Below are 16628 nucleotides of genomic sequence, written 5' to 3'. Positions count from 1 at the left end.
TGAAAGGTCAGCCCTGGGCCAATGCGGTCAGCTCCGGGCCGGACACCCGGTAGGTCGTCCACTCGGACTGCGGTTTGCCGCCGACCTCGTCGTACAGCGCGATGGCGTTGACATTCCAGTTCAGCACCGCCCACTGCAGCCGCGTGTACCCGCGCTCGACGCATTCGGCCGCCAGCGTCGACAGCAGCTTGCGGGCCAGGCCGCGGCGCCGGAAGTCGGGGCGCACGAACAGGTCTTCGAGATAGATGCCGGAGACGCCGTCCCAGGTGGAGAAGTTCAGGAACCACAGGGCGAATGCCGCCGGCCGGCCGTCGACCTCGACGAAATGCCCCGAAACGGCGGCTTGCCCCGACTCGGCGCCGCCGAACAACGCGGTCCGAATCTGGGCTTCGGTCACCGTGCACTGGTCGGCGGCCTTCTCGAAGGCGGCCAGTTCGTGGATCATCGCGGTGATCTCGACTTCGTCGCCCGGTTGGACTGGGCGGATGATCGTTGTCATAGCGGTACTCCCAACGCGGTCAGCATCGTCCTGAATTTTGTTGTGGTCTCGGTGACTTCGTCATCGGGGTCGGACTCGGCGACGATACCGCCGCCGGCGCGGGCATCGATGGACAGCCGGTCCGCGGCCAGTTGGCCGCACCGGATCGACACCACCCACCGGCCGTCGCCGGCACTGTCGCACCAGCCGACCGCGCCGGCGTAGAACCCGCGGTCGCCCTCCAACTCGGTGATCAGCCGGGCCGCCGCCGCGGTGGGGACCCCGCCGACCGCCGGTGTCGGGTGCAGCGCGATGGCCAAATCCAGTGCGGTGGTGGAGGGTTCGCGCAGGCGTCCCACGATGGGTGTGCTCAGATGCCAGACGGCCGTGGTGGCGCTGACCTGTGGCTCGGCGGCGATGTCGAGTTCACTGCACAGCGGTTCGAGCGCCTCGCGCATGATGTCGACCACCAGCTGGTGCTCATGCCGGTTCTTGGCGGACGCCGCGAGCGCGGCGCCGTTGGCGGCGTCCGTCTCGGGGTCGGGGGACCGCGGCGCCGACCCGGCGAACGGCTTGCACGTCACCACGTCGCCGCGGCGGGCCACCAACAGTTCCGGGCTCGCGCCGAGCAGCGCGGTGCCGGAGTACGGCGGACCGGCCGCGCTGAGATCGGTGAAAAATACTGTGGCGCTGTGATCTTCGGCGAGACGGGCCAGCACCGCATACGGATCCAGCGCGTCCTCGGCGACCAATTGCAGCGCCCGGGCCAGCACCACCTTGTGCAGGCCTGTCGACGGGTCGCGCAGGGCCTGCACCGCGGCGGCCACCCGGGCCCGGTGCTCATCGGGCGACGGCAGGCTGGCCGCGATCCGGACTGCCGGCAGCCGGTCGGCGGTGAAGGGCAGGGCATCGGCATAGGTGACGGCGGCCGGCGCCATCAACGCTGCCGGGGAATCCAGGTCAAAGGGCAAGGCGCCCACCAGAATCGGCACGTCGTCGGCGGCCAGCGCCTGCCGCGCGTCGTCCAGATCCGAGAACGCCTCGGCGGGCCCCTCGGCCAGCATGACCCCGTCGGGACCCGCCAGTACAAAGACCGGGTTCACTCGGGCAGGCACGGGTTGGGGTGGCCGGTCAGACCGAGCGCGACGAGCTGGCGCACGCCATGCTCGAAGCCGCACACCGAGATCGAGGCCGCCGCCATGGAGATCCGGATGCCGTCGGTGATCGGAAGCTCCATCCAGCGGGTCATCACCGCGCGCGAGAAGTGACCGTGCCCGACGAACACGACGTCGCGCGTCGCCAGGTGTTCCAGGGCCAGCGCCACGGCACGGTCGGCGCGGGCGCTGACGTCGGCCAGGCTCTCGCCGCCGGGGCAGCCGTGTGTCCACACCAGCCAGTCGGGGACCTGCTCGCGAATCTGCGGGGTGGTGAGGCCCTCGTAGTCGCCGTAGTCCCACTCGGCCAGTAGCTCGGTGGTCTCGGCGACGTCCAGCCCGGCCAGTTCGGCGGTGACGACGGCGCGTTGGCGCGGGCTGCTGATCACCAGCGGATCGTCGAGCTTCAGCTCGGCCAGTGCCGAGGCGGCGCTGCGGGCCTGCTGCCGGCCTTCCTCGGTCAGCTCCAGGTCGGTGCGTCCGGTGTGCCGGCCGCTGCGCGACCATTCGGTCTGCCCGTGGCGAAGCAGGAGCAGCCGGTGTTTTGACGGGTCGGCTGCGGTACTCACGCCCGAGATTCTGCCCCACGGTGAGCGGCGCCACATGGCCGCGTGTCAGGATGGGCACCGTGACGCGGGTACTTGCGGTCGCCAACCAAAAGGGTGGCGTCGCAAAAACGACAACAGTGGCTTCTCTGGGTGCAGCGCTGACCGAGGAAGGCCAGCGGGTTCTGCTTGTCGACCTCGATCCGCAGGGCTGTCTGACCTTCTCCCTCGGCCAGGATCCGGACAAGCTGCCGGTGTCGGTGCACGAGGTGCTGCTCGGTGACGTGGAACCCGACACTGCGCTGGTCTCGACCGCCGAAGGCATGACGCTGCTGCCGGCCAACATCGACCTGGCCGGCGCCGAGGCCATGCTGCTGATGCGGGCCGGCCGGGAGTACGCGCTCAAACGCGCGCTGGCGAAGATCGCCGACCAGTTCGATGTGGTCATCATCGACTGCCCGCCGTCGCTGGGCGTGCTGACCCTGAACGGTCTGACCGCCGCGAACGACGTCGTCGTGCCGCTGCAGTGCGAGACGCTGGCCCACCGCGGTGTCGGCCAGTTCCTGCGGACCGTCACCGACGTGCAGCAGATCACCAACCCCGACCTGCGGCTGCTGGGCGCGCTGCCGACGCTGTACGACGCCCGCACCACGCACAGCCGGGACGTCCTGCTCGACGTGGCCGACCGCTACAGCCTCGTGGTGCTCGCCCCGCCGATCCCGCGGACGGTACGCTTCGCCGAGGCCAGCGCCTCCGGTTCGTCGGTGCTCGCGGGCCGAAAGAACAAGGGCGCCATCGCTTATCGCGAGCTGGCGTCGGCTCTGCTGAAGCACTGGAAGAAGAACAAGGCGCTGCCCGTCTTCACCCCTGACGTGTGATCGGTCGGGTCACTGACCCAACGCGACCAACTGGCTGCCGCGCTGCTCCAGCAGCGTCGGGCCCGCCATGGTGGGAATGACCGCGGTGTTGACCGGTTGCCGGGCCAGCGCGATGTGCGTCTGGCCGGCGCCGCTCAGCGCGTCGAACGTGTCGTAGCCGCTGGTCACCGGAACCAGCAGATGCCCGGCGAGCATGGTGGCCGGGCCGATCGGTGCCTGCCCGCCCTGCGCGCTGACGGTGTACCGGTAGCGCAGCCCGTTGGCGTCGAAGACCAGCACCGAATCGCCCGTGTACCAGGTGACGACGTCACCGACGCGAGTCGTCGCGGTCACCGGCGTCGGGGGATGCGGCAGCAAGGTGCTGGCGATGGTGTTGCCGGTTTCGTCGATGATGTTCACGCACGGCTGCGGCGTCGGCACGTAGATCGCCGTCTTGGTCTCTGACACCGCGATCACCTGCGCGTCGGAGTCCGCGGTGACTCCCGGTAGCGCCACGCGCTTGACGTCCGGCTGGTCCTCTTCCTTGGCTGCCTTGAGCAGCGTCAGCCGCAGGTCGTTCTGCTTGGGGCAGGCCTCCATCACGGCCACCGACGACGGGCTGGCCGCGGCGGACGTCAGTCGGCACAGGGGAGAGGCCGGGACGCCGGGTTTGACGACCGCGTCGAGGTAGCCGTAGCTGATCATCCGCACCAGGTCGGAGCGCCACTGCTCGAGCCGGCTGTCGCCGTACGACAGGATCGTCGTGCCGTCGGTGGACAGCTTCACCTCGGCGTCGGCCAGGCTGCTGCGGGCGGGGCCGCGTCGCCCGGTGCTCGCATCGATGGCGCTGGCCTGTCCGCAGCCGCGCCCGTCGGGATACACCGCCACCGCGAATTGGTAGACGGTCGTGACGCCGCACAGCTCGCGGTCGCGCGAGTAGCTCCACAGGGTGTTGCCGGTGACCGGGTCGCGACCCTGCATCTCATCGCCGTTGCCCGTGACCACGACACCGCTGACGACAGCCGGCTGGGTGGTCTTGCCGCTGGCCGCGGTCCACAGTTCATGCAGCGCCGTGGGCACCGTCTTCGCGGCATGCAACGCCGGGATGGGACGGTCTGCGGGCCTGCTGACGGTGGCCCGCGCGTCGCTGTTCCACCAGATCACCGCTGCGCCGACGGCGACCACCACCACGATGGCCGCGGCGGCGATCAGATCAGCTTTGGTACGTCGTTCCGGTTTGACCATAGGACGCCGACGACCTGCGGCTACTCGGCTGCAGGCGCTGCGACGGCCGGGGCGTCAGTGGCTGCCCCCGCTGTGGCCTTGCTCGGACGACGACGCCGGCGGCGACGACCCGAGTGGGTCGACTCGGCGGGGCTGTCACCTTCCGGTGCACTGCCTTCGGCGGTCTCGCCGTCGGCGGTTCCGGATGCCTCGACGTGGCCGGTGGCCGACTCGCCGGCGCGGGKGCGGCGGCGAGACCGGCTGCGGCCGCGGGCCGGGCGGTCCTTGTCGGTGCTGGACTCGCGCTTGAGCTCGGGGTCAGCTGCCGACTTCTTCGCGGGCTTGGCCCGGGACGTACCGACCGAGCCGGTGACGTCGGTCGGGATGTCCAGCTCTTCGTACAGGTGCGGCGAGCGGGAGTAGGTCTCGGCCGGGTCCGGGCAGTCCAGGTTGAGGGCCTTGTCGATCATCGTCCAGCGGGTCAGCTCGTCCCAGTCCACCAGCGTGACCGCGATACCGGTCTTGCCGGCGCGACCGGTGCGGCCGATGCGGTGCACGTAGGACATTTCGTCCTCGGGGATCTGGTAGTTGATGACGTGCGTGATGTCGTCGATGTCGATGCCGCGGGCTGCGACGTCGGTGGCCACCAGGACGTCGATTTCTCCGTTGCGGAACGACTTGAGGGCCTTCTCGCGGGCGATCTGGCCCAGGTCACCGTGGACAGCGCCGACCTTGAAGCCGCGCTCGGCGAGCTCGTCGGACACCTTCTGGGCGGTGCGTTTGGTGCGGGTGAAGATCATGGTCGCGCCGCGGCCGTTGGCCTGCAGGATGCGACTGACCATCTCCACCTTGTCCAGCGCGTGGGCGCGGTAGACGTGCTGCTTGGTGGAGTCGTGGGTGGCCGCCGAGTGCGGGGCCTCGGCCCGGATGTGCGTCGGCTGGTTCATGAAGGTGCGGGCCAGCGTGATGATCGGGTCCGGCATGGTGGCCGAGAACAGCATCGCCTGCCGGGAATCCGGGGTCAGGCGCAGGATGCGCTCGATGTCGGGCAGGAAGCCCAGGTCCAGCATCTCGTCGGCCTCGTCGAGGACCAGGACGCTCAGGCCGCCGAGCTGCAGGTGGCCCTGCTGAGCCAGGTCCAGGAGCCGGCCCGGGGTGCCGACGATGACGTCGACGCCCTGCTTCAGGGCTTCGATCTGCGGCTCGTAGGGACGGCCACCGTAGATGGCTTCGACGCGGAGTTTGCGTTCCCCGGACTCGCCGGCCCTGAGGTGTTTGCCGGCCATCGTCAGGTCGCCGTACACCTGGATGCAGAGCTCGCGGGTGGGGACCACGACGAGGGCGCGGGGGGTGCCGGTCAGCGGTAGCGAAGCATCGGAGGCGACGCGGTGCAGCAGCGGCACGCCGAACGCCAGGGTCTTGCCCATACCGGTGCGGGCCTGGCCGATGAGGTCGTCGCCGGCCAGCGCCAACGGGAGGGTCAGCTCCTGGATGGCGAACGGGTGGTGCTTGCCGTCCTCGGTGAGTGCCTGGACGATTTCGTCCCGAACGCCGAGGTCAGCGAAGGTTTTTTCTTCTGTGATCGTTGCAGTTAAAGCGGTCATGAGGTGGCGTGGATGCCTTCCAGTGTCATCGGAGTCAGTGCTCGCTGTTGTTCCACGCGCGCACGAGTCTGACGACAAACACTTGGGGCCCTCGGGGCGATTCTGCCGAATTCAGCCGGGTTTCCGGCGAGCTGGAGAACCGCCTACCGCGTAGGTCGCGGATGGAGGCGGGCCAACACGTGCACGCACATTTCCTTGGTCGCAGCCTGTCTCGCTCTACGGAAACGGCTACAGCCGAGACTATTGTAGCTGGTCGCGTCGCCGGTCGGCTGTGACGCGAGTCGCGGTCTAGAGTTGGGGCCATGCCTTCGACGTCCCAGGCGCAGCCCGAGCAGACGGCAACTCCGGTGCAGCCGGCGGTGTCCGGTGATCATCCCGGTATCAACGAGTTGTTCGCGTTGTTGGCCTACGGGGAGGTCGCCGCGTTCTACCGGTTGACCGAGGAGGCGCGGATGGCGCCGAACCTGGCCGGCCGCATCAACCTGGCGCGGATGGCCGCTGCCGAGATGGGCCACTTCGACGTGTTGCGCGAGGCCTTGCTGCGTCGTGGCGTCGACGTCGTGCCCGCGATGACGAAATACGCTCCAGCACTGGAGAATTACCATCGGCTGACGACTCCGAGCACCTGGCTGGAGGCGTTGGTCAAGACCTATGTCGGCGACGCCCTGGCGGCGGACTTCTACTTGGAGATCGCCGGTTCGCTGCCCGCAGAGGCAGCCGACGTGGTGCGTGCGGTGCTGTCGGAAACCGGACACTCCCAATTCGTGGTGGCCGAGGTGCGGGCCGCGGTCGGCGCCAGTGACCGGCAGCGGCACCGGCTGGCGTTGTGGTCGCGGCGGTTGCTGGGGGAGGCGATCACCCAGGCGCAGTTCGTGATGGCCGAGCACGACGAACTCGTCGACCTGGTGCTGTCCAGCGGCGAGGGCCTGACCCAGATGACCGAGTTCTTCGAGCGCCTGCAGGAGACACACAAAAACCGGGTACGCGAACTCGGCCTCGGCTGAGCTCACGCACCCGGTTCTGTGGTGCCGTGGTGACTACTTCGTGCAGGTGGTGATCAACGTGTTGTTGTTCTGCGCGGCGACCGCTGCGCCCGACCCATCGCTGATCGAGCAGTTCAGCTGACCGGTGACGCTGGTGGCGGTCACCGAGCTCAGCGAGACGCCCGGGTTCAGGGTGACCGTCTTGGCCCACGGCAGGGACACGTTGACGTCCGTCTGCAGCGCGCCCTGGCCGTCTGTGTAGATGACCGTGACCAGGTCCAACAGCGATTTGTTGCCGGTGATCCGGTACGTCACCGTGTTCGGGACGGGCGCCGCGGGTACGGCCGCCGGATCGACCGGCGGGACGGCCTCGGCCGTCGGGGCCGGTGCGGTCGGGGTGACGGTCGTGACGGTCTCGGGTGCCAGCGACGCCGACGGCGGCGCGGCGGTCACCCGGGGGCGCGGAGCCGCTGACGGTGCTGCCGAGGCCGACGGCGCGGCGGACTGGCTGGTGCTGGGCGGGGTGATCGGCGCGGTGACCGGGCCGCTGTCGCCGCCGCCGAGGATCACGACGGTGCAGATGACCGCGACCAGCAGGATGGCGCCGGCGACGCCGGCCACCCACACCCAGCGCCGATCGATGGCGTCGTCGTACTCGTAGATCTCGTCGTCGTCGTATTCGTCGTACGCCGCGTCGGCATCGCTGCCGGCGTAATCGGCGTCTGCTGCCGTGAACCGGTCGGTGTCGCCGTAGGTGCTGGTGTACTCGCCGGTGGGGCGGTCAGCCAGATCGGTGGCCGAACTGTACGAGCCGTACCCGGTGCTGGAGCCGTAGCTGTAGTTGGCGCTGCCGTAGCTGTAGCCGCGGTCGTAACCCTGGTAGCTGGGGGTGTCCCCGTAGCCGTCGGTGGACGCCCCCGACGGTGCTGAATATCGCGAATATGTCCTGCTCATGGCGACTTTCCCCGGTCGAGTTTCACTTACCTCGTCGATGCTAGTGGTGTGAAAGTTACGGATGAGGTTGGCTCGCTGGCCATCGGATAACGGTCGGGACTCGGTTGGGTCCACCGCGCCGAGACGACCCGTCGCGACCTCGCAAAGCGGTGCCGGCGGGCGAGGATTTCCGGGCGGCAACTGTGACGACGTCGTGACCTCGACGGCGCGTCCCACCGGTCCGCCACCGGCACCGCCGTACATGGTTCGCCACTGGCGAACGTGCCCGCGGGTACCGCGGCCATCGTCGTCCACTAGCCTCCTGAGGAGAGTTCGGTTGCAGCTCGAATGAAGTCTTGAAACGAATGAAAGGGGTCAGCGTGGAGGTCAAGATCGGGGTCACCGACAGCCCGCGCGAACTGTTCCTCAACAGCGCGCAGACTCCGGAGGAAGTGGAGGCGTTGGTCACCGACGCGCTCGCCAAGGAGTCGGGCGTCCTGGCGCTGACTGACGAGAAGGGTCGCCGGTTCCTGGTGCAGACCGCCAGGATCGCCTACGTCGAGATCGGTGCGGCCGACGTCCGCCGGGTCGGCTTCGGCGTCACCGGCAAGGACTGACTACTGCCGCAAGCAAAAAACTGCCCCTCTCCGTTCGGAGAGGGGCAGTTTTGTTTGGTTCGAGCCGCGTCAGCGGGTGAGTGGAACGTGTGACAGACCGCCCCAGGCGAACTGCACCGTGCCGTCGACGGCCGCGTCCTTCGAGATGGGGCGGTCGTTGTTGAGCCAGTAGCGGGCGCAGTCGACGCTGATCGCGACCAGGCCGACGGCGATCATCCGAGCGCGGTGCGCTTCCAGGCCCGAGTCGCTGCTGACCAGGTCGAACACCGCATCGGTGCACGAGTCGGTGGCGACCTTGACCTGCGCCGAGACCTGCGGCTCGGTGACGTAGTCGTTCTCGAAGATCAGCCGGTAGCCCTGGCTGTCGTGCTCGATGAAGTCGAAGAATGCCTCGACGGCGGCACGCAGGCGCAGCCGGTTGTCGGTGGTGGTGCTCAAGGCCCCGCGCACACCCTGCAGCAGGTTGTCGACGTGCCGCTGCAGCACCGCCAGGTACAGCTCCAGCTTCGACGAAAAGTGTTGGTACAGGACGGGTTTGCTCACACCGGCGCGCTCGGCGATCTCGTCCATGCCGGCGGCGTGGTAGCCGCGGTCCACGAAGACGTCGCTGGCCGCGATCAGCAGCTGGCCGCGTCGTTCGTCCCGGGGCAGCCGGTTACCCCGCCGATTCGTGGTCGGGCCGCCCTGCGCGCCGTCAGTTCCGGCTTGCGTTCCTCTGGCGTCAGAGGTGTTGGCAACCTCGCTCATCACGTCCTCAATCTGGCATTGTCCGGCACACATGTCCGTGACCAACTGTTCAGGGACCGGTCCGGACCCTGGTGTTCATGGCCGTCCAACCTGTTGTTCAGGTTGACCGACCCGGCAGTTTATCGCCACGACACTACTACCGTTAGTTCGCGGCATTCGCGTGCTACCAGCGGTTCGGCGATTGTGTCTGCCGCACTTGAACGCCCGGTGGCGTGCCATGTCCGGCGTTCGCCCAGCTCTATGCCATCCTGGTTCCGTGACCTACGACCCGGGCCGAGGCACCGGTCGCGTCCCTGTGGTGCGCAATGAGTGGCATGAGCCTTTGCGCGCGCAGCGAGATCCGGTGGCGGAGGACTCAGGGCGGCTCCGATCCAATCGGGACGACCGGCAGCAGTGGCGCAAGCAGTCCTGGCTGGGTCGTTTCGTGTCCACGTACGGGTGGCGCGCATACGCCCTGCCGGCGCTGGCCATCGTCACCGGAATGGTGGTCTACCAGGGCATCTCCGGTCCCAAGCCGATCACGCCGGCGCACCCGCACGTACCGATGGTCGGCCAGCCCACCATCAATTCGGCGAGCACCGCGATCGTCGGCGCACCGCCCAAGGGCCTGACCCAGTTCGACGTCAACCTGCCCACCGGCATCCTCCCGGACGGCGGGCCGTTCACCGAGGCCGGCGCCAAGGCCTGGCACGTCGTGCCGGGCACCACCCCCAAGATCGGTCAGGGCACCACCAAGTCGGTGACCTACACCGTCGAGGTGGAGGACGGCGTCGACACCACCAGCTTCGGCGGCGACGAGGCGTTTGCCCGGATGGTCGCCGAAACCCTCGCCAACCCGAAGAGCTGGACGCACGATGGGAAGTTCGCCTTCACGCGGCTCGACGCGTCGTCGCCGGAGAACCCCGACTTCCGGGTGTCCCTGACGTCGCCGATGACGGTGCGTGAGGGCTGCGGCTACGACATCCCGCTGGAGTCGTCGTGCTTCAACCCGGCGTACTTCCCGGCCGACGGCGGCAAGGCCCAGTCCCGCGTGTTCATCAACGAGGCGCGCTGGGTGCGCGGTGCCGTCCCGTTCCAGGGCGACATCGGCTCCTACCGCCAGTACCTGATCAACCACGAGGTCGGGCACGCCCTCGGCTTCCGGATGCACGAGCCGTGCGGCGACAACGGCGGGCTGGCGCCGATCATGATGCAGCAGACCTTCTCGACCAACAACAACGACGACGCCAAATTCGACCCGGAGTCCGTCAAGGCCGACGGCAAGACCTGCCACGTCAACTCCTGGCCGTACCCCATTCCCTGACCCACGCTCGTCGCCGTTGAGCGGCCCGGAAATGTCCGGCGAAGCGGCTCACTACTGTTGAAGGCATGGCGACCCCGTTGCCGCCGCTGGTGCAGCCGGCGGCCGAACTCACCCATGACGAGGTGGCGCGGTACAGCCGCCACCTGATCATCCCGGACCTCGGGGTCGACGGGCAGAAGCGGCTGAAGAACGCCCGGGTGCTCGTGATCGGTGCCGGGGGACTGGGTTCCCCGACACTGCTCTATCTCGCGGCGGCCGGCGTCGGCACCATCGGCATCGTCGAGTTCGACGTCGTCGACGAATCGAATCTGCAGCGCCAGATCATCCACGGACAATCCGACGTCGGCCGGTCCAAGGCCCAGAGTGCCCGCGAGTCGATCCTGGAGATCAACCCGCTGGTCACCGTCAATCTGCACGAGTTCCGGCTCGACACCGACAACGCGGTGCCGCTATTCGAGCAGTACGACCTGATCCTCGACGGCACCGACAACTTCGCCACCCGCTACCTCGTCAACGACGCCGCGGTGCTGGCCCACAAGCCCTACGTCTGGGGCTCGATCTACCGGTTCTCCGGCCAGGTGTCGGTGTTCTGGGAGGACGCCCCCGACGGCCGCGGGCTCAATTACCGCGACCTCTACCCGGAGCCCCCGGCCCCGGGCACGGTGCCGTCGTGCGCCGAGGGCGGGGTGTTGGGGATTCTCTGCGCCTCCGTCGCCTCGGTGATGGGTACCGAGGCCATCAAGCTCATCACTGGCATCGGCGAGTCGCTGTTGGGCCGGCTGATGATCTACGACGCGCTGGACATGACGTACCGCACCATCGCGATCCGCAAGGATCCGGCGACGCCGAAGATCACCGAGCTCATCGACTACGACGCGTTCTGCGGCGTGGTCTCCGACGAAGCAGCCGAAGCGGCGGCCGATTCGTCCGTCACCCCGGCAGAGCTGCGGCAGCTGCTCGACTCCGGCAAGCCCGTCGCGCTGATCGACGTGCGGGAACCCGTGGAGTGGGCCATCAACCACATCGAGGGCGCCGAACTGATCCCCAAGTCGACGCTCGACTCAGGGGCCGGGTTGGCCCGGGTGCCGCAGGACCGAATTGCGGTGCTGTACTGCAAGACCGGGATCCGGTCGGCAGAGGCCCTGCTCGCCCTGAAACAGGCCGGATTCGCCGACGCGCTGCACCTGCAGGGCGGAATCGTGGCCTGGGCCAGGCAACTCGAACCCGACATGGTCATGTACTGACGTCAGGGATGGGCGGGCACACCTTAGTCTGATCGGGTGACCGTCGACCGTCCTCCCGAACATGTGCTTACGGCGTTCGGCCTGACCGGTCTCCGGCCGGTCCCACTCGGCTCGAGCTGGGAGGGCGGCTGGCGCTGCGGCGAGGTGGTGCTGTCCATGGTCGCCGACAATGCCCGGGCGTCCTGGTCGGCGAAAGTGCGCGAGACGCTGTTCGTCGACGGCGTCCGGCTGGCCCGTCCCGTGCGCGCGACGGACGGGCGCTACGTCGTCGCCGGCTGGCGCGCCGACACGTTCGTCACCGGCACCCCTGAACCGCGTCACGACGAGATCGTCTCGGCCGCGGTGCGGTTGCACGAGGCGACCGCCAAGCTCGAGCGTCCGCGCTTCCTGACGCAACCGCCCGCCGTGCCGTGGAGCGACGTCGACGTGTTCATCGCCGCCGACCGCGCCGCCTGGGAAGACCGGCCGCTGCAGTCGTTGCCGCCGGGTGCGCAGGCGGTGCCGGGTACCTCGGATGGCCGCCGGTCGGTCGAGCTGATCAATCAGCTTGCGTCCCTGCGCAAGCCGACGCGCAACCCGAGCCAGCTGGTGCACGGCGACCTCTACGGCACGGTGCTGTTCGCCGGCACCGCCGCGCCCGGCATCACCGACATCACGCCGTACTGGCGGCCGGCATCGTGGGCCGCTGGCGTGGTCGTTGTCGACGCGCTGTCGTGGGGTGAGGCCGACGACGGTCTCATCGAACGCTGGGCGTCGCTGCCCGAGTGGCCACAGATGCTGTTGCGCGCCTTGATCTTCCGGCTCGCGGTGCATGCCCTGCACCCGCGGTCGACGGCTGCGGCATTCCCCGGTCTGGCCCGAACTGCGGCCCTGGTGCGACTGGTTCTCTAGCCTGCTCGCCGCCATTCGAATGGCAGCGTGCCCCGTTCGGTGAGAAAGTTACCTCGCATGACGGCTGTTGAACCCACCACCGACGGAACCTACCAAGACAGGATCGTTGCGGTCGAACCCGGCGGCAACGAGTTCATCGCCGAGGCGGACCGGCACGGCAAGCCGAGTCAGCTGTTCTGGACGTGGACGTCACCCAACATGGAATTCGCGACGGTGTTCGTCGGCATGCTGGCCGTCCTGGCGTTCGGCATGAGCTTCTGGCAGGCGGTCGCCGGGATCATCATCGGTACCGGGCTGGGTGCCATCGCGCACTATTTCCTGTCCGCGCGTGGACCGCTGCACGGCGTGCCGCAGATGGTATTGGGACGAATGGCGTTCGGGTTCAAGGGAAACGCATTGCCTGCGACGTTGATGTCGATCACCGCGGGCGTCGGCTGGTTTGCCACCAACAGTGTCAGCGGTGCGTTTGCCTTGTCCACCCTGTTCGGCTTCGGACCACTGATCGGCCTGATCATCATCGTGGTGTTGCAGACCGTGTTCGCGTTCTTCGGCCACAATCTGGTGCAGGCGTTCGAGCGCTGGTCGTTCCCGGCGCTCGTCATCGTCTTCGGCGCCGCATCGGTGGGAATTTTCGCGCACGCGGATCTGGGGGCGCCGGCGCCGTCGGGTGGGGTCGGCGGACTCGGGGGCTTCCTGCTCACCGTCGGTACCGCGTTCGGTTACGCGGCCGGGTGGACCCCATACGCCGCGGACTACACCCGCTATCTGCCGTCGGCGGTGTCCACTTTCGCGACGGGGTTCTTCGCCTCCACCGGGCTGTTCGTCTCGTGTGTGGCCCTGGAGATCGTCGGGGCGGCATCGACGACGTTCGGCGCGGCGAGCCTGGGCAATCCGACCGGGTCGTTCACCGCCGAGCTTGCGCCCTGGCTGGCCAAGGCGACACTGATGGCCATCGCGGTCGGTGCGATCGCCGCCAATGCGCTCAATATCTATTCTGGGGCAATGGCTTTCGTGACCATCGGGATCACGTTGCCGCCACACATCGCGCGGGCGCTGGTGACCGTCTTCTTCGGCGTGGCCGGTTTCCTGATCGCCTGGTGGGCGTTGCCCGATGCCGCGCACAGCTATGAAGCGTTCCTCCTGGTGATCGCCTACTGGATCGGCCCCTGGCTGGGTGTGGTCTTCGCCGATCAGTATCTGCGCCGCGGGCAACATATCGCCGGGTACCTCTACGACCGCTCATACTCGAACTGGCCCGGGCTGTTGTCCTTCGCGCTGGGGCTGGGCCTGTCTGTGCTGTTGTTCTCCAACCAGGAGAAGTTCGTCGGCTATATCGCCCAGGCGGTACCGAAACTCGGCGACATCACCTTCTTCGTCGGCTTCGTCATCGCGGGTGCTGCGTACCTGGTGCTGTGTCGAAAGAAAATCGCTGCGGAATGCGCCGCCGTATGACCCCTGAGCAGATGCTCGACGTCGCGGTCGCTGAAGCGCGAACGGGGTTGGCCGAGGGTGGTATTCCGATCGGTGCGGCGTTGTTTCGTGCCGATGGCGAGCTCCTGGGCGCCGGCCACAACCGTCGGGTGCAGAACGATGATCCTTCGATGCACGCCGAGACCGACGCGTTCCGTGCGGCCGGACGTCAGCGCGGCTACCGCTCGACCATCATGGTGACGACGCTCTCGCCGTGCTGGTATTGCAGCGGCCTGGTGCGGCAGTTCGGCATCGGCGCGGTGGTGATCGGGGAGGCCCGCACGTTCCACGGAGGTCATGATTGGCTGGCCGAACATGGTGTGACGGTGACGGTTTTGGACGACGAGCGGTGCGTGGCGATGATGGCAGAGTTCATCAGCGCCAGTCCCGAATTGTGGGCGGAGGATATCGGCGAATGAGTGCCATTGCGACAGTGGATATTTCCCGCTGGTATACCGGCGGAGCCGAGGCTGATGCATTGGCCGCCGAAGTCGACGAGGGTCTGCAGCGAGCCGGTTTCATCGTGGTCACCGGTCACGGGGTGGACCAGGGGTTGGCGGCTGCGGTCCGCGCGGCCAGCCGGGAATTCTTCGCTTTGCCCGACGAGGTGAAGGGGCGGTACTCGGTGCCGGTCGGCGGGCACGGCTGGATCGGCCCGGGCGCCGAGGCCAACGGTTACGCCGAGGGCACCGAGACGCCACCCGATCTCAAAGAGAGTTTCAGTCTGGGCGCGGAAACCTCGACCGGGGATCCGGAGGTGGATCGAATCTGGTTCGCCCCCAACGTGTGGCCCGCCGAGGTGCCCGCATTGCAGACGTTGGTGGATGAATACACCGCCCAGATGCGCCGGCTGTCCGACGATCTGCTGGCCCTGTTTGCCCACGCGCTGGGGTTGCCGGCGAATCCTTTTGCCGCGCTGGCAGATCGGCCGACGTGGACGATGAACATCAACCATTACCCACCGGTGAGTGTGGTGGGTGAACCCGAGCCCGGCCAGTTCCGCATCGGCCCGCACACCGACTTCGGCACCGTCACGGTGCTCGACCGGGAGCCGGGTGCCGGCGGGCTGCAGGTGTATTCCGACGCCGAGGGCTGGGAGGACGCGCCCTGGGAACCGGGCGCGCTGACGGTCAATATCGGTGACCTGCTGGAGTATTGGAGCGGTCGACGCTGGCCGTCCGGCCGGCATCGCGTGCTGCCGCCGCAACCGCACGCTCCGGAAGAGGACCTGGTGTCGCTGATCTACTTCTACGAAGCCAACCACGATGCGCTGATCACGCCGTTGGGGCCGCCCATCGGAACGATGTCCGGGCTGGCGCCGGTGGTCTCCTCGGAGTTCATCAAGGAACGGTTGGACGCCATCACCGTCGGGTGAGCCAGGCCTGGGACTGCTCGAGGTCAGGCGTCTCGAGCATCAGAACTCGTGCCGATACTCCCGCAACCGAACCCGGCCGTCGACGGCCAGCACGCCCTCGGCGCGCAGCCTTTCGAGTTGCCGCGTCGCCAGATGCGCTGCCGGCCGGCCCGACGCGCTGATCACCCGGTGCCACGGCAGGTCCGAGGAATCGGTCCGCATGATCCAGCCGACGATCCGCGGGCTGGAAAGCCCTGCGGCATCGGCGATGTCGCCGTAGGTCGACACCCGACCGGACGGTATCGAGGCGACGAGGTCCCGCACCATCTCCACCTGTTCCTCCGTGACCGCGGCCATGGTCAGACCAGGTGTCGCCGGATCACATCGGCGGTTTCGGCGGGCATGGCGTGCGGCACCATGTGGTCGCAGTCGAATTCGGCCAGCTCGAAGTCGGCGCCCAGCCGCGCCTGCAACCCGGACACCAGCTCACCGGTCACGTACGCCGGGTGGGTCTGCTTGGCCAGCACCAGCGTCGTCGGGGTGCCCTGCTGCGGCAACACAATCGGGCGGGCCAGCTCGCTCCAGTACGACATCATGGCGGGCAGGCTGATCCGCCAGCCGACGCGTCCGCCGGGCAAGGCGACCAGGTGCTCGTCCAGGTCGCGTTCGAGTTCCCCGGGGTACTTCGCCGAGACCTCGCCCCACGATCCGTTCACCTTCTCGGCGTGCGCCTCCTGCCGGTCCGGGTAGTCGGGGGACCCGAGCATGGCGTCGGCGATCTCGCTCATCCAGCTGCCGTCCAGCCCGGTCGCGGGGTCCAGCAGCACCAGGCCCGACACCAGATTGGGGTGGGCGGCAGCGAGATTGAGTGCTATCGCGCCGCCGAACGAATGGGCCACCACGACCACCGGACCGTCGGCCTCGTCGTGGAGCAGAGCAGCCAGGGCCGCGACGTTCTCGTCGATGTTCCACGGCGCCGCCCACGACGAATGGCCATGTCCCAGGAGATCCGGTGCCAGCACGGCATATTCGGGCAGATACCCGTCCGCCAGGGTCTGCCACCGCTTTCCGTGGCCGGTCAGGCCGTGCAGGGCCAGAATCTGTGCCGGCCGCGCCGGTCCGTAGCGGTACACCTGCAAGCTCACCGCAATGATGCTGCCAGACGCTGGGCCGACTGTCGCCGGACACTGTCTTCGACGCAACTTGTCGTACCCCCGTGGTTGC

Annotated in this window: 18 protein-coding genes; 9 read left to right on the top strand and 9 right to left on the bottom strand. The window is 68.1% G+C overall.

The genetic code is table 11. The features are described 5' to 3' along the window. Positions 1-7 precede the first annotated feature (7 nt). Genes AC1U2B_RS18345 through AC1U2B_RS18335 form a run of 3 tightly spaced genes read right to left on the bottom strand, consistent with a single transcriptional unit; the run spans position 8 to position 2237 of the window. Positions 8-499, bottom strand: coding sequence for a GNAT family N-acetyltransferase (locus AC1U2B_RS18345; RefSeq protein WP_260939949.1), 492 nt, complete (start codon positions 497-499; stop codon positions 8-10). Beyond that, entirely contained in the window at positions 496-1542 is a 1047-nt protein-coding gene (locus AC1U2B_RS18340; protein ID WP_480217909.1) for an isochorismate synthase, read from the bottom strand. The genes AC1U2B_RS18345 and AC1U2B_RS18340 overlap by 4 nt, the downstream gene beginning before the upstream one ends. A gap of 35 nt (positions 1543-1577) precedes the next feature. Further along, positions 1578-2237 (bottom strand): acid phosphatase, encoded by a 660-nt coding sequence (locus AC1U2B_RS18335; protein ID WP_377042012.1) that lies wholly within the window; start codon positions 2235-2237, stop codon positions 1578-1580. 14 nt (positions 2238-2251) lie between these two features. On the opposite strand from AC1U2B_RS18335, the gene AC1U2B_RS18330 reads away from it, so the two are divergent. After that, complete coding sequence (locus tag AC1U2B_RS18330; RefSeq protein WP_043392459.1) at positions 2252-3055, top strand: ParA family protein; 804 nt, start codon at positions 2252-2254, stop codon at positions 3053-3055. A gap of 9 nt (positions 3056-3064) precedes the next feature. On the opposite strand, the gene AC1U2B_RS18325 is transcribed toward AC1U2B_RS18330, so the two are convergent. Then, positions 3065-4279, bottom strand: coding sequence for an Rv3212 family protein (locus AC1U2B_RS18325; RefSeq protein ID WP_480217892.1), 1215 nt, complete (start codon positions 4277-4279; stop codon positions 3065-3067). 20 nt (positions 4280-4299) lie between these two features. Further along, complete coding sequence (locus AC1U2B_RS18320; RefSeq protein WP_480217891.1) at positions 4300-5862, bottom strand: DEAD/DEAH box helicase; 1563 nt, start codon at positions 5860-5862, stop codon at positions 4300-4302. 302 nt (positions 5863-6164) lie between these two features. Between AC1U2B_RS18320 and AC1U2B_RS18315 the strand changes: the two genes are divergently transcribed. After that, positions 6165-6866: a ferritin-like fold-containing protein gene (locus AC1U2B_RS18315; RefSeq protein ID WP_043392464.1), complete on the top strand. Its 702-nt coding sequence runs from the start codon at positions 6165-6167 to the stop codon at positions 6864-6866. Between the two features lie 33 nt (positions 6867-6899). On the opposite strand, the gene AC1U2B_RS18310 is transcribed toward AC1U2B_RS18315, so the two are convergent. Then, positions 6900-7799 (bottom strand): hypothetical protein, encoded by a 900-nt coding sequence (locus AC1U2B_RS18310; protein ID WP_480217890.1) that lies wholly within the window; start codon positions 7797-7799, stop codon positions 6900-6902. A gap of 359 nt (positions 7800-8158) precedes the next feature. Between AC1U2B_RS18310 and AC1U2B_RS18305 the strand changes: the two genes are divergently transcribed. Beyond that, on the top strand, positions 8159-8395 hold the full coding sequence (locus tag AC1U2B_RS18305; RefSeq protein WP_043392935.1) for a DUF3107 domain-containing protein: 237 nt from the start codon (positions 8159-8161) through the stop codon (positions 8393-8395). A gap of 69 nt (positions 8396-8464) precedes the next feature. On the opposite strand, the gene fasR is transcribed toward AC1U2B_RS18305, so the two are convergent. Beyond that, positions 8465-9142, bottom strand: coding sequence for an HTH-type transcriptional activator FasR (gene fasR / locus AC1U2B_RS18300; RefSeq protein ID WP_043392938.1), 678 nt, complete (start codon positions 9140-9142; stop codon positions 8465-8467). Positions 9143-9398: 256 nt separating this feature from the next. Between fasR and AC1U2B_RS18295 the strand changes: the two genes are divergently transcribed. From AC1U2B_RS18295 to AC1U2B_RS18270, 6 genes are all read left to right on the top strand, one after another. Then, positions 9399-10445, top strand: coding sequence for a DUF3152 domain-containing protein (locus AC1U2B_RS18295; protein WP_480217889.1), 1047 nt, complete (start codon positions 9399-9401; stop codon positions 10443-10445). A 65-nt stretch (positions 10446-10510) separates the two neighbouring features. Further along, positions 10511-11689: an adenylyltransferase/sulfurtransferase MoeZ gene (moeZ, locus tag AC1U2B_RS18290; protein ID WP_480217888.1), complete on the top strand. Its 1179-nt coding sequence runs from the start codon at positions 10511-10513 to the stop codon at positions 11687-11689. A 36-nt stretch (positions 11690-11725) separates the two neighbouring features. Then, positions 11726-12580, top strand: coding sequence for a TIGR02569 family protein (locus tag AC1U2B_RS18285; RefSeq protein ID WP_043392475.1), 855 nt, complete (start codon positions 11726-11728; stop codon positions 12578-12580). 57 nt (positions 12581-12637) lie between these two features. Beyond that, entirely contained in the window at positions 12638-14032 is a 1395-nt protein-coding gene (locus AC1U2B_RS18280) for a purine-cytosine permease family protein (RefSeq protein WP_480217887.1), read from the top strand. After that, positions 14029-14469, top strand: a complete 441-nt coding sequence (locus AC1U2B_RS18275; protein ID WP_480217886.1) for a nucleoside deaminase — start codon at positions 14029-14031, stop codon at positions 14467-14469. Before AC1U2B_RS18280 ends, AC1U2B_RS18275 begins: the two co-directional genes overlap by 4 nt. Next, a complete protein-coding gene (locus AC1U2B_RS18270) occupies positions 14466-15425 on the top strand; it encodes an isopenicillin N synthase family dioxygenase (RefSeq protein WP_480217885.1) in 960 nt (319 codons plus the stop codon). Before AC1U2B_RS18275 ends, AC1U2B_RS18270 begins: the two co-directional genes overlap by 4 nt. Before the next feature lie 39 nt (positions 15426-15464). Here the strand turns inward: AC1U2B_RS18270 and AC1U2B_RS18265 are convergent, their stop codons facing one another. Continuing rightward, positions 15465-15761, bottom strand: coding sequence for an MGMT family protein (locus tag AC1U2B_RS18265; protein WP_043392484.1), 297 nt, complete (start codon positions 15759-15761; stop codon positions 15465-15467). 2 nt (positions 15762-15763) lie between these two features. Then, on the bottom strand, positions 15764-16549 hold the full coding sequence (locus AC1U2B_RS18260; protein WP_390892792.1) for an alpha/beta fold hydrolase: 786 nt from the start codon (positions 16547-16549) through the stop codon (positions 15764-15766). Between the last annotated feature and the right edge of the window lie 79 nt (positions 16550-16628).

The sequence above is a fragment of the Mycolicibacterium sp. P4_G11 genome (genome assembly GCF_056555145.1).
The sequence above is the reverse complement of the archived record's forward strand: the minus strand, read 5'-3'. Positions and strand labels throughout refer to the sequence as shown.